The organism is Jiella endophytica (genome assembly GCF_004519335.1).
GTDB lineage: Bacteria > Pseudomonadota > Alphaproteobacteria > Rhizobiales > Rhizobiaceae > Jiella > Jiella endophytica.
Map to the genome: position 1 here is coordinate 26022 of NZ_SOZD01000006.1, position 13154 is coordinate 39175.

Below are 13154 nucleotides of genomic sequence, written 5' to 3' on the forward strand. Positions count from 1 at the left end.
TGGACGAAAAGCACCCGGGCCTTGCATCGATGTGCGAGAAGAGGTGGAAGCGCCGAAGCTGCTGATCTCCCCCCTTGAGGGGGAGATGCCGGCAGGCAGAGGGGGGTGAATCAGCACGGCGCCTGCCCGGATGCGCCGTTCAAACCATCAGGATTGGTACGCCACTCGAAAGCAGCAGCTTGCCGCCGCCCTCACCCCAGCGGCGAGGCCTCGTTCAAAATCCGCACGGTCTCGACCGCCTCGTCGGCGCCGGTCTCCGGCTGGCGGCGGTGAACGATGCAGTCGATGAAATGGCGAAGCTCGCGGTCGAGCGGCAGGCCGGGCGACACCGGCAGATGGGTGACCGGGGCGTTCTCGAAGCCGAACACCTCGCCGTCACGCCAGACTTGGTGGCCGTAGAGCGCCAACTTTTCGCCCTCGGGCGCCAGATCGTCGAAGACGATCATCCCCTTGGTGCCGATCACCGAGAACCGCCGGTCGCGATAGGGCGAGACCCGCGAGGCATGGACCTCGGCCTTCAGCCCGCCGGCAAATTCGAGGACGATGTCCGCAATGTCGGTGGCATCGGAGAGGACCGTCCGGCGCGTCGCCGAGACGCTGAGCGGCATGCCCTCGGCCATCTTCAGGATCAGCGACAGATCGTGCGGAGCGAGATCCCAGACGACGTCCATGCCGAGGAAACGCCCGAGCCCCATGCGGTTGGCGATGATGTGGCGCACCGTGCCGATTCGCCCCTCGGCGACCGTGGCGCAGAGCTTCTGGAACACCGGGTGGAAGCGCAGGACGTGTCCGACCATCAGGATGCGCTCGGCCTTGCTGGCGACGGCGGCGGTCAGCTCCGCATCGGCGACGTCGAGCGCGATCGGCTTTTCGATCAGCACGTCCTTGCCCGCCGCGAATGCCGCCCGGGCGACCGGGCCATGGGTGCTTGCCGGCAGCGCCAGAACCAGCGCATCGAGATCGGGCGAGGCGATCGCCTCGTCCGGCTCCATCGCAGGAACGCCATGGCGCTCGGCAAAGGCTTCGGCGCGCTCCAGATTGCGGTCGGCGACGGCGGCGAGCGCCCCGATCTCGGCAAGGGTGCGCACGTGGTTCTGTCCCCACTGCCCGCAGCCGACAACGGCGATCCTTGGATGCATCTGCTTTCAGCCTTTCAAACGTTTTCCACTTACCCGGCCGAAGACGCGATGCCGGGAGGCATCGCATCGTGCCGCCTCCCATCTGAAGCGTCCTGCGTCCACTTGGACGCAAAAGGGATGCTCCAACTCCCCTCGTCGAGACATCGCGCCGACCGGACGATCGGGGCCGATGCCATCGGGGCAGCCCCCTACACCCGGCGGCATCGAAGGGCAAGGAGACGACGCCCGGCGCCGCCACCGGCTTTCTCAGGCGCTCAGCGCCCTTCCTCGATCTTGTATTCGCGCATCTTGCGGTAAAGCGTCGATCGTCCGATGCCGAGCCGGCGGGCGATCTCGCTCATCCGCCCGTCATATTGCTGCACGGCCATGCGGATCAGATCGGCCTCGACATCGACCATCCGGCGGATCTCGCCCTCGCTGTCGCGCAGCGGAAATTCCGCCGAGAGCAGCCGCTCGCGCCGTGCGGCATGTCGCGGCTCGTCGCGGCGCCCGGCGGCCATGCTGGTATCGAGAATGCGGGTGACCGGCGTCCGCTCGAAGCCGCGGTTGGACGCCTGCCCGGCTTCGCCGACATGGTCGTGGCGTCCGGCATCGACCGCCATCAGCGCCTCGATCTGGGCGAAGTCGTCGATGCCGAGGGTCTCGCTGTCGGACAGGACGACCGCCCGGTGCAGCGTGTTCTCCAGCTGGCGGATGTTGCCCGGCCAGTCATAGGCTTCGAGAAGCGCCAGCGCCTCGGCGTCGATGCCGGTCACCGGCGAGCGGGTTTCCAGCCCGGTCAGCCGGGCCAGGAACTGCTTGACGAGACCGCGGATCTCCGCGCGCCGCTCGCGCAAAGGCGGCATCGAAATCTCGACGGCGTTCAGCCGGTAATAGAGGTCTTCGCGGAAACGCCCGGCATCGACCGCCTCGTGCAGGCTGCGATTGGTCGCCGAGATCACCCGGACGTCGATGCGGATGGGCGCCCTGGCGCCGACAGGATCGATTTCGCCCTCCTGCAGGACGCGCAGCAGCTTCACCTGCGCGGGCGGGGCGAGTTCGCCGACCTCGTCGAGGAACAGCGTGCCGCCATCGGCCTCGGCGAATTTGCCGCGATGCTCGTCGGTCGCGTCGGTGAAGGCGCCCCTGGCGTGGCCGAACAGGATGCTTTCGACGAGATCGCCGGGAAGCGCACCGCAATTGACCGCGACGAAAGGCTTGTTCGCCCGCTCGCCGGCCGAGCGGATCGCCCTTGCCAGCCACTCCTTGCCGACGCCGGTTTCGCCTTCGATGAGGATCGGGATGTTCGACGGCGCGGCCTTGGCAGCGATCTGCAGGACCGGCCCCATCACCGGCGAGGCGCCCTCCAGCGACAGCCGGCTCGTCCCGCGCTTCGGTCTAGCTGCCGCATGCATGCGCACGGCGTTGGCGAGGGTGTCGCGCAGCCGCTCCGGCGCCACCGGCTTGACCACGAAGTCGAAGGCGCCTGCCCGCATCGCCTCGACCACCGTGTCGATCGAGCCCTTCGCCGTCTGCACGACGATCGGCACGTCGAGGCGGTTGCGGCGCATTTCGGCCATCACCTCCATGCCGCTCTTGTCGGGCATCATCAGATCGAGCACCACCGCGGCGATCTGCCCGCCCTGGCGCCCGCCGAGGGCGTCGAGCGCGGCGCGGCCGCCGTCGCAATGCAGCGGCCGCAGCCCCATGCGCGCCACATGCGCGTCGAGCAGACGACGCTGTATGGGATCGTCGTCGACGATCAGGACGATGTCGGTCATTGACGCCTCCGGTCTCGTCTTGGTGCGAGAATGACCCACTTTGGCACGGGCGTCTAAAATCCGACTGAACGAGCATGGACAACCAATTGGCTGAAATTTCAGTCGAATTTTATGAAATCGCGGCGTCTCGCGGGCCGTGCGGATCGGCGCGCCCGCCAAGGCTTGGCCATGGCGGCCGGAACCGCTATTTGCGAGGCGACGGCCTTGCGGACGCTGGCGGCGACATCCCGCGACGGGGCTTCGCCAAGACGGCCGCGCGCGGGAACGGACGCCCGCACAATCGGACGAGAGAGATTTGACGACGATGAAGACGACGATCACCCGCTCCGCGGTGGAAGCGGCCGCTGCCGAGACCGGCGCCCTGCCCGAATGGAACCTTGCCGACCTTTACCCGGCGATGGACAGCCCGCAGCTTGCAAGCGATCTCGACAAGGCCCGCCAGACCGCCAGGGCCTTCCAGGAGCGCTGGCGCGGCAAGCTCGCCGATGAGGCCGCCTCGCCGGACGGCAAGCTCGTCGAGGCGATCCGCGACTATGAAGGCCTCGAAGAGCTGCTCGGCCGGATCATTTCCTATGCCGGCCTCGTCTATTCCGGCGACACCTCCGACCCCGCACGAGCGAAATTCTACGGCGACACCCAGTCGAACGTCACCGACATCGCCTCGAAGCTCCTGTTCTTCGCGCTGGAGCTCAACCGCATCGACGACGCCGTCATGGATGCGGCGATGGACCGTAACCCGGCCCTCGGCCACTACCGTCCGTGGATCGTCGACCTTCGGAAGGACAAGCCGTTCCAGCTCGAGGACCGGGTCGAGGAGCTATTCCACGACAAGGCGGTGACCGGCGCCGGCGCCTGGAACCGGCTCTTCGACGAGACGCTGACCTCGCTGCGCTTCACCGTCGACGGCGAGGACATGGCGATCGAGGCGGCGCTCAACATGCTGCAGGATCCCGAGCCGGAAAAGCGCCGCAAGGCCGCCAACGCGCTCGCCAACGTGTTTTCGGAAAATCTCCGGGTCTTTACGCTGATCACCAACACGCTGGCCAAGGACAAGGAAATCTCCGACCGCTGGCGCGGCTTCACCGATGTCGCCGACAGCCGCCACCTCGCCAACCGGGTGGAGCGGGACGTCGTCGATGCGCTGACCGCCGCCGTCGACGAGGCCTATCCGCGGATCTCCCACCGCTACTACGCCATGAAGGCGAAGTGGCTCGGCGTCGACCAGCTGGAATATTGGGACCGCAACGCGCCGCTGCCCGACGCGAAGCGCCGCGACATCCCGTGGAACGAGGCGCGCTCGACCGTGCTCTCCGCCTATTCCGGCTTTTCGCCGGACATGGCCGAGATCGCCGAGCGCTTCTTCGACAATTCGTGGATCGACGCGGCGATCCGCCCCGGCAAGGCGCCGGGCGCCTTCGCCCATCCGACGGTGCCGAGCGTCCACCCCTATGTGCTGCTCAACTACATGGGCAAGCCGCGCGACGTGATGACGCTGGCGCACGAACTCGGCCATGGCGTCCATCAGGTGCTGGCCGGCCGGCAGGGCGCGCTGATGGCGCCGACGCCGCTGACGCTCGCCGAGACGGCCTCGGTGTTCGGCGAGATGCTGACCTTCCGCTCGCTGCTCGATCAGGCCAGGACCGACGCCGAGAGGAAGACGCTGCTCGCCTCCAAGGTCGAGGACATGATCAACACGGTTGTCCGGCAGATCGCCTTCTACCAGTTCGAGCGCAAGCTCCACACCGAGCGGCGAGGCGGCGAGCTGACCGCCGAGCGGATCGGCGAGATCTGGCTCGAGGTGCAGGGCAAGAGCCTCGGGCCGGCAATCCGCCTCGGCGACGGCTACGAGACCTATTGGACCTATGTCCCGCACTTCATCCACACGCCGTTCTACGTCTATGCCTACGCCTTCGGCGACTGCCTGGTGAACTCGCTCTATGCGGTCTACCGGAATTCCGACGCAGGCTTTCAGGAGAAGTATTTCGAGATGCTGAAGGCCGGCGGCACCAAGCACCACTCGGAGCTGCTCGCCCCCTTCGGCCTCGACGCCTCGGACCCGGCCTTCTGGTCGAAGGGCCTCGGTATGATCTCCGGCTTCATCGACGAACTGGAACAGATGGGCTGACTCTCTTCAGCCGGCTCTGCCGCCTGTCTCACCTCGAGGCCGCCCCCGCCGGGCGGCCTTTTTCGTTGCGAACGGGCCTCCCCTCGAAGCGAAACCATTCCTTGCCATCCGTCGCCATCCCCTAGTTTCAGAAGCCACGCCACGGAAAGGAGCCCCGATGCGAAAACTCGTTGCCGCCGCGCTCGCCCTCTGCGCCATGGCACTGACGCCGCCTGCCATCGCGCAGACGCCGCCGAACGTCCTCATCGTCGGGCAGATCGCCGAGCCGAAGTCGCTGGATCCTCAGGCGGTCACCGCGACCAACGATTTCCGCATCCTGATGAACGTCTATGACGGGCTGGTGCGCTTCGAGAAGGGCACGCTCGAGGTCGAGCCGGCACTGGCAAAGAGCTGGGACATTTCCGACGACGGAAAGACCTACACCTTCCACCTGCGCGAAGGCGTCAGCTTCCAGGACGGCACACCCTTCAACGCCGAGGCGGTGAAGTTCACCTTCGACCGCATGCTGAAGGACGACCATCCCTTCCACGACACCGGGCCGTTTCCGCTGGCCTTCTTCTTCTCCCAGGTCGCCGAAGTGACGGCCAAGGACGACAAGACCGTCGTCTTCACCCTGAAGGAGCCCTTCGCCCCCTTCCTGTCGAACCTTGCCTATCCGACCGGGCTGATCGTCTCGCCGGCGGCCGTGAAGGAATACGGCAAGGATTTCGGCCGCCATCCGGTCGGCACCGGCGCCTTCAAGTTCGAGGGATGGGACCCGAATTCGAAGGTCGTCGTGTCGCGCAACGACGACTACTGGGGTGGCGCACCGCAGCTCGAGGCCGTCGTCTTCCGGCCGATCGCCGACGCCAACACCCGTGTCGCGGAGATGCTGTCGGGCGGCATCGACCTGATGGTCGAGGTTCCGCCGGACGGGCTTTCGCAGTTCAAAGACGATTCCAACTACACGGTCTACGAACAGGCCGGACCGCATCTATGGTTCCTGATCCTCAACACCAGGGAGGGTCCGTTCTCGGACAAGCGGGTGCGCCAGGCGGTGAACTACGCCATCGACAAGAAGGCGATCACCGAGAATGTCCTGCAGGGCACGGCGACGGTCGCTGCCGGCCCGATCCCTGGTGCTTTCGAATGGGCGAATGACGGTTCGGTCAAGCCTTATCCCTACGATCCCGACAAGGCCAAGGAGCTGATCCGTCAGGCCGGCGCCGAGGGCAAGACGCTGACCTTCTACGTTCCCGAAGGCGGCTCGGGCATGCTCGATCCGGTGGCCATGGCGACGGCCATCCAGGCGGATCTGAAAAAGGTCGGCCTGCAGGTGAACATCCAGACCTATGAGTGGAACACCTATCTCGCCAACGTCAATCCGGGGCTGAAGGGCAAGGCCGACATGGCCGAGATGGCCTGGATGACCAACGACCCGGACACGTTGCCCTTCCTGGCGCTCAGGTCCGACGCGATGCCCGAGACGGGCGGCTTCAATTCCGGCTATTATTCCAATCCGGAGGTCGACAAGCTGCTCGACGAGGCGCGCAAGACCACCGACCAGGCAAAGCGCGGCGCCTTGTACGAAAAGGTGCAGCAGATCGTCCATGACGACGCGCCTTGGGCCTTCGTCGCCAACTGGAAGCAGAACGCCGTTTCCACCTCGGCGGTGCAGGGCTTCGAGTTGGAGCCATCGTTTTTGCTGGTGCTGAAGGACGTGACTAAGGGGTGAGGATGGCGATGCCTTTCCTCTCTGACGCTCGCGCGGTCGCGCACCCCCCTCTGCCCTGCCGGGCATCTCCCCCTCAAGGGGGGAGATCGGCAGCTACCGGCCCCGAATTTGCAGCGGGTCCGCTTGAGCGAGTTGCGTCCTCGACAGGCAGGCAGGACGTCTGCGCAGGACCGATCTCCCCCCTTGAGGGGGAGATGTCCGGCAGGACAGAGGGGGGCCCGCAGCCGGCGCTGACCCGCCGATCCGTCGCACCCACCCGTCTCTCCGTCTCTCGCGGCGTCATCCTCGGGCTTGTCCCGAGGATCGACTGCCATGGCGGCGACAGAAGCGGTCCCGGCAAGCGCTCATCCGCTGACGCTTCTGGCGCGGCAAGCCCGGCAGATCCTCGGGACAAGCCCGAGGATGACGCCGCGGCTGGGGGTGACGCCTGCGCCGGAGTCGCCGTCACGACGAAAGCCAACCGGCGGCCCCATCCATGACCGCCACCATCGCCAGGCGCCTCCTTGCCGCCATTCCCGTCCTGTTCGGCCTCTCGGTCATCGTCTTCCTGATGATCGCCCTCATTCCCGGCGATCCCGCCACCGCCATTCTCGGCTCCTATGCGACGCCGGAAAACGTCGCGCGGCTCAACGCCTCGCTCGGTTTGGACAAAAGCCTGCCGCAGCAATATCTCGCCTGGATCTCGGGCGTTCTTTCAGGCGATTTCGGCCGCTCCTACGCGCTGAACCGACCGGTGATCGACATCGTTACCGAGCGGTTTTCGGCAACGCTGCTTCTCGCCGGCGCCTCGCTCGTCCTCGCCACGGTCTTCGGCCTCCTCGCCGGCATCGTCTCGGCGGTGCGGCAGTTCGGCTTCGCCGACAAGGCGATCACGCTGGCCGTCCTGATCGGCATCTCGGTGCCGTCCTTCTGGCTGGGGCTCCTGCTCATCCTGTTCTTCGCGGTGAAGATCAAGCTCTTCCCGGCGAGCGGCATGGTGGCGATCTATGGCGGCGGCGGCCCGCTCGACATCCTGCATCACCTTGTCCTGCCGGCGATCACCCTCGCCCTCGTCGCCACCGGCGTCATTGCCCGCCTCACCCGCACGGCGATGCTCGAAGTGCTGCGCCAGGACTATATCCGCACTGCCCGCGCCAAGGGGCTCAGCGAGCGGCGGGTGATCTATCGGCACGCCTTCATGGCGGCGCTGGTCTCGGTGATCCCGGTGATCGGCATTCAGGCCGGCTTCGTCCTCGGCGGCGCGGTCTATGTCGAGACGGTGTTCCAGTGGCCGGGCATCGGCGCGATGCTGGTCAACGCCATCTCGCAGCGCGACATCCTGCTCGTCCAGGGCGGCGTGCTGGTCGTCGCCGCCTCCTATGTCCTCTTCAACCTCCTTGCCGACATCTGCCAGACGCTGCTCGATCCGAGGCTGAAATGACTGCCGCGGCCGCATCATCCCGTGACGATCGGAGTTCGGGCCGTGAGCGCCGCGAGCGTCCGTCGACCTTCGCGCTGATCCTCAACAACCGGCTCGCCGCGGCGGGCCTCGTGGTGCTCTGCCTCATCGTGATCGCCGCTCTGGCAGCGCCGATCCTGCCGCTCGCCGATCCGAACGCCACCGATCCCGCGAGCCGCCTTGCGCCGCTTCTTTCGCCCGGCCACCTCCTCGGCACCGACGCCCTCGGCCGCGACATGCTCTCCCGCCTCGTCTGGGGAACGCGCGTCTCGCTCGTCGTCGGCGTCTCGGCTTCCCTGATCGCCGCGATCTTCGGCTCGGCCATCGGCCTCGTCGCCGGCTATGCGGGCGGTCGCACCGACCAGATGCTGATGCGGCTGATCGATCTGACGATGGCCTTTCCCTACATCCTGCTCGCCCTCGCCATCGTCGCCATCCTCGGCCCGGGGCTGATCAACGCGCTCTACGCCATCGCCATCGTCAACGTGCCCTTCTTCGCCCGCAATATCCGCGGCATCACCGTCGGCCTCGCGCGGCGCGAGTTCGTCGACGCCGCCCGGCTCTCCGGCAAGGGTCCGCTGACGATCCTCTGGTCGGACATCCTGCCCAACGTCCTGCCGACCATCGTCATCACGCTGTCGACCACAGTCGGCTGGATGATCCTAGAGACGGCGGGCCTCTCCTTCCTCGGCCTCGGCGCCCAGCCGCCCCAGGCCGATCTCGGCTCGATGCTCGGCGACGGACGCAAGGTGATGTTCACCGCGCCGACGATCTCGCTGGTGCCCGGCCTGATGATCTTCCTGATCGTCATGAGCATCAACCTGATCGGCGACGGGATCCGGGATGCGCTCGATCCACGGCTGCGGTCCGGCGCGCTGGCGCGGCCGGCCTTTCGGACGAAGGTGGCGAAGGGACGGAGGAAGGCAGACACTGACGGGGAGCAGGAGCCATTGCCTGCCGACGCGGGCGGCGTTGGACTCGACCCTCTGCCTGCCGGCGAAGGCGGCAACCGCTACCCCCCTCTGCCCTGCCGGGCATCTCCCCCTCAAGGGGGGAGATCACCAAGCGTCGGCCTTTCAGAACGATCGATCTCCCCCCTTGAGGGGGAGATGCCGGCAGGCAGAGGGGGGTTCCAAGGACGCGACGGCGACGATGTGGCCTCCGATCGCAACGACAATCCCGTCCTCGCCGTCCGCGGCCTCGAAACCGACTTCCACATCGGCCGCTCCGTCTACCACGCCTCCAACGGCGTCGACCTGACGATCCGCCGCGGCGAGTGCCTCTGCCTCGTCGGCGAATCCGGCTCGGGCAAGTCGGTAACGGCGATGAGCGTCATGGGTCTCGTGCCCTCGCCGCCGGGCGTCATTGCCGGCGGGCGCATCGGCTTCAAGGGCGAGGACCTTGCCGACGCCCCGGACCGGCGCATCCGCGAGCTTCGCGGCGGCGCCGTGTCCCATGTCTTCCAGGACCCGCTGGCGACACTCCACCCGCTGTTTGCCGTCGGCGACCAGATCGTCGAGGCGATCCGCGCCCATCAGCCTCTCGGCAAACGGGCTGCGGAGGCGAAGGCGCGCGACCTCCTTGATCTCGTGCGCATCCCGAATGCCGCCCAGCGGATGAAGGCCCTGCCCCACGAGCTCTCAGGAGGCCTGCGCCAGCGCGTCTCCATCGCCATGGCGCTCGCCAACGATCCCGAGCTGATCATCGCCGACGAGCCGACGACGGCCCTCGACGTGACGGTGCAGGCGGAGGTGCTGCGGCTGCTCGATACGCTCCGCCGCGAGCGCGACACCGCCGTCCTGTTCATCACCCACGATTTCGGCGTCGTCTCCGAAATCGCCGACCGGGTGGCGGTGATGTATGCCGGCCGGATCGTCGAGACCGGCGAGACGGCCGAGATCCTCACCCGGCCGGCGCATCCCTACACCCGCATGCTGATCGACTGCGTGCCGGTGATGGGCGAGCCGGAGCGCCGCCTCGACGCCGTGCCCGGCCGGCCGCCGGCGGTGAACCGTCTGCCGCCCGGCTGCGCCTTCGCCGATCGCTGCCCGCGGGTCCAGCCGGACTGCCGCGAGGGCGAGATCCCGCTCGAGACGAAACGCGGCAGTCTTGAGGCCCGCTGCCTGCATCCGCTTGGCCCCGGCGAGGCGCTGGCCGGCGGGGCCGATCCTCTGGAGGCGCGGCCATGACCCCGCCGTCGAACGTCATCGAGATCCGCGACCTTGCCCGGACCTTCGGCGGCGGCCGCACGATCCTCGGCACGAAGAAGCCGCAGCTCACCGCCGTGCGCGGCGTCTCGCTCGATCTGAGAAAGGGCGAGACCCTTGGCATCGTCGGCGAATCCGGCTGCGGCAAGTCCACCCTTGCCCGCATGCTGGTCGGCCTCGACAGGCCGACGTCAGGCGCCATCCGCCTCGACGGCAAGGATCTTTCGTCATCCGGCACCAGAGCGCTGGCGAGACGCGTGCAATATGTCTTCCAGGACCCGGTGTCGTCGCTCAATCCGCGCCAGACCATCCGCGACATCCTCGAGGCGCCGATGCGCCATCTCCTCGGCCTCGGCAGCAAGGAGCGCAAAGAGCGGCTGGAGAAGCTGATCGAGGACGTGAACCTCAGGCCGGAATTCCTTGATCGCTATCCACACGAGTTTTCCGGTGGCCAGGCCCAGCGCATCGGCATCGCAAGAGCGCTCGCCGCCGAGCCGGACGTCGTCGTCCTCGACGAGCCGGTCTCGGCCCTCGACGTTTCGGTGCAGGCGCAGGTCCTCAACCTCCTCGACCGGCTGAAGCGCGAGCGCGGCCTCACCTACGTCTTCATCAGCCACGACCTTGCGGTGGTCGAGAGCGTCGCGACGCGTGTGGCGGTGATGTATTTCGGCGAAATCGTCGAGACGGCGCCGGCGCGCGAACTCTTCCGCGCGCCGCTCCATCCCTATACGAACCTCCTGATCCGCTCCGCCCCGGTGCCGAACCGCAAGCGGCAGAAGGCCTCGGGTGACTCGGGCGAACTCCCCGACCCCTACGATCCGCCGCCCGGCTGCCCCTTCGCGCCGCGCTGCCCACGGGCGGAAGACAACTGCCGCGCGGCGATGCCGGCGCTGGAGGCGAAGGATCGGGGCAAAGACCATCGCGCGGCGTGCTTTCATCCGCTTTCAAGGCGATGAGTGCCTTCGCACTCGGTCTCGCGAGTATCGGTCGCCTAAGAGGTGTAGGCGTGCCGGAAAACGGTGTGGCCACCAACGCTTCGTCATCCCGGGCTTGACCCGGGATCCACTCCTCCTCCGTCGACACTGCTCTTCATCTCAGTAAAATGATGAGCTGACGAGAAGACAACCCTGCAATTTCAACGCTTTGGAATGGATCCCGGGTCAAGCCCGGGATGACGAAGCGTTGATGGCTGCAACCATCCTTCAAGGCCGAAGCCAAACGGCCAAATCCGCCGAGACAGCTGGATGCCGAAAAGCCCGATTGCGGCAGGCGGCACCAGACGCACCCGCACCCGTCCGTGAAAAAGGCCCGCCGAGCGAGCGACGAGCCTCCTGCAACCAAGCGAAACAGCGAGACGTCAGATCGCGCCCTGGCGCTGCTGGATCATCATGAAGGTGTCGAAGTTGTACTCCGCCAGCTGATCCCAGAGATAGCTCTCGCGGCGGAAGCCCGTCTGGCTGTCGTAGAGCGTCTTGAAGTCGGCATTCCTGGCGGAAATGTCGGTCATCACCTCGCCGGCCGCCTTGAAGCTCGCCTGCATGATCTCCTGGCCGAAGGGGCGAAGCTGCGCGCCGCTTCCGACAAGGCTGCGGATCGCTTTCGGATTCTCCCAGTCATAGGTCGCCAGCATGTTGCCGTTGGCCGCCTCGCAGGCCGCCTTCAGCACCGCCTGATAGGGCTTCGGCAGGTCGTTCCACTTGTCGAGCGAGATCATCGCATGGGTCGCGGCACCGCCCTCCCACCAGGCGGGATAGTAGTAATACGGCGCGACCTTCACGAAGCCGAGCTTCTCGTCGTCATAGGGCCCGACGAATTCGACCGCGTCGAGCGTGCCTTTTTCCAGCGCCGCATAGATGTCGCCGGCCGGGATCTGCTGCGGGACGACACCGAGCTTCGCCATCACCTCGCCGGCAAGACCGGCAATCCGCATCTTCAGACCCTTCATGTCGGCAAGCGAATTGATTTCCTTACGATACCATCCGCCCATCTGGGCGCCGGTATTGCCGGCCGGGCGGGCGAAGATGCCCTGCTTTTCGAAGAACTTGTCCAGCAGCTCGTTGCCGCCGCCCCGATAGAACCAGGCATTCTGCTGGCGGGCATTGAGCATGAAGGGAACCGTGGTTCCGAAGGCGAAGGTCGGGTCCTTGCCGACATAATAGTAGGCGGCGGTGTGGCCCATCTCGACCGTGTCGCTCTGCACCGCATCGAGCACCTGGCCGCCCGGCACGATCTCCCCGGCAGCGAAGGGCTGGATCTCGAAGGCGCCATCGGTCATCTCGCCGACATAGCGGGCGATGTACTCGGAGGCGCCGAACAGCGCCGGCAGCGAACGCGGGAAGGACGAGACGCAGCGCCACTGGATCTTCGGCTTGTCCTGCGCGAGCGCGGGAGCTGCAAGGCTGGAGGCCGCACCGAGGCCGGCGGCGCCGCTGGCGACACCGCGGATGAATTTGCGTCTGTCCATGAGTTTCACTTTCTATCGCAACGCACGAAGCCGCCCGGGTGGGCGGCGATACCATCGGAGGCCAGACGCAAACAGCGGGAACTGCTCGCGACGAGACGTCCTTGAAAGGCTGGGAAAAGGCCGTCGCACGCCCATCAAGAAGGGCATGGCGATCGGCTGCCGATCGTCGCGCGCGACCATAGGCGTGGTGCGGTAAAACGCAAGCCTTCGCAGAGGTGTGGAAGGTGCGTTTCCGGCAACGCGGCGACGGGTTCGGGGCAGCGGTCGGAGAATTCGCAGCGACCCGCGCGGGAGCCGGCGCGGCCCC

8 protein-coding genes are annotated in these 13154 nt (G+C 66.8%); 5 read left to right on the plus strand and 3 right to left on the minus strand.

Translation table 11 applies throughout. The features are described from left to right. Positions 1-191: 191 nt before the first annotated feature. Positions 192-1139 (minus strand): Gfo/Idh/MocA family protein, encoded by a 948-nt coding sequence (locus E3C22_RS18480; RefSeq protein WP_134763362.1) that lies wholly within the window; start codon positions 1137-1139, stop codon positions 192-194. A gap of 254 nt (positions 1140-1393) precedes the next feature. Then, positions 1394-2899: a sigma-54-dependent transcriptional regulator gene (locus E3C22_RS18485; protein ID WP_134763363.1), complete on the minus strand. Its 1506-nt coding sequence runs from the start codon at positions 2897-2899 to the stop codon at positions 1394-1396. A gap of 304 nt (positions 2900-3203) precedes the next feature. Between E3C22_RS18485 and E3C22_RS18490 the strand changes: the two genes are divergently transcribed. The 5 genes from E3C22_RS18490 to E3C22_RS18525 all read left to right on the plus strand — a co-directional run bounded on the left by E3C22_RS18490 (position 3204) and on the right by E3C22_RS18525 (position 11339). After that, the gene (locus E3C22_RS18490) at positions 3204-5024 is read left to right on the plus strand and encodes a M3 family oligoendopeptidase (RefSeq protein WP_134763364.1); all 1821 of its coding nucleotides are present in this window, start codon (positions 3204-3206) and stop codon (positions 5022-5024) included. Positions 5025-5181: 157 nt separating this feature from the next. Beyond that, positions 5182-6738, plus strand: coding sequence for an ABC transporter substrate-binding protein (locus tag E3C22_RS18495; RefSeq protein ID WP_134763365.1), 1557 nt, complete (start codon positions 5182-5184; stop codon positions 6736-6738). A 475-nt stretch (positions 6739-7213) separates the two neighbouring features. After that, positions 7214-8158 (plus strand): ABC transporter permease, encoded by a 945-nt coding sequence (locus E3C22_RS18505; RefSeq protein WP_134763366.1) that lies wholly within the window; start codon positions 7214-7216, stop codon positions 8156-8158. Continuing rightward, the gene (locus E3C22_RS24830) at positions 8155-10365 is read left to right on the plus strand and encodes a dipeptide/oligopeptide/nickel ABC transporter permease/ATP-binding protein (RefSeq protein ID WP_245515064.1); all 2211 of its coding nucleotides are present in this window, start codon (positions 8155-8157) and stop codon (positions 10363-10365) included. Before E3C22_RS18505 ends, E3C22_RS24830 begins: the two co-directional genes overlap by 4 nt. Further along, positions 10362-11339, plus strand: a complete 978-nt coding sequence (locus E3C22_RS18525) for an ABC transporter ATP-binding protein (protein ID WP_134763368.1) — start codon at positions 10362-10364, stop codon at positions 11337-11339. Before E3C22_RS24830 ends, E3C22_RS18525 begins: the two co-directional genes overlap by 4 nt. A 401-nt stretch (positions 11340-11740) precedes the next feature. Here the strand turns inward: E3C22_RS18525 and E3C22_RS18530 are convergent, their stop codons facing one another. Continuing rightward, on the minus strand, positions 11741-12847 hold the full coding sequence (locus E3C22_RS18530; RefSeq protein ID WP_134763369.1) for a TRAP transporter substrate-binding protein: 1107 nt from the start codon (positions 12845-12847) through the stop codon (positions 11741-11743). Positions 12848-13154 lie beyond the last annotated feature (307 nt).

Excerpts from the sequence above, each read along its gene's own strand:
- E3C22_RS18480 (WP_134763362.1), bottom strand. The coding sequence starts at position 1,139 with ATGCATCCAAGGATCGCCGTTGTCGGCTGCGGGCAGTGGGGACAGAAC.
- E3C22_RS18505 (WP_134763366.1), top strand. The coding sequence starts at position 7,214 with ATGACCGCCACCATCGCCAGGCGCCTCCTTGCCGCCATTCCCGTCCTG.
- E3C22_RS18490 (WP_134763364.1), top strand. The coding sequence starts at position 3,204 with ATGAAGACGACGATCACCCGCTCCGCGGTGGAAGCGGCCGCTGCCGAG.
- E3C22_RS18525 (WP_134763368.1), top strand. The coding sequence starts at position 10,362 with ATGACCCCGCCGTCGAACGTCATCGAGATCCGCGACCTTGCCCGGACC.
- E3C22_RS18495 (WP_134763365.1), top strand. The coding sequence starts at position 5,182 with ATGCGAAAACTCGTTGCCGCCGCGCTCGCCCTCTGCGCCATGGCACTG.
- E3C22_RS18530 (WP_134763369.1), bottom strand. The coding sequence starts at position 12,847 with ATGGACAGACGCAAATTCATCCGCGGTGTCGCCAGCGGCGCCGCCGGC.
- E3C22_RS18485 (WP_134763363.1), bottom strand. The coding sequence starts at position 2,899 with ATGACCGACATCGTCCTGATCGTCGACGACGATCCCATACAGCGTCGT.
- E3C22_RS24830 (WP_245515064.1), top strand. The coding sequence starts at position 8,155 with ATGACTGCCGCGGCCGCATCATCCCGTGACGATCGGAGTTCGGGCCGT.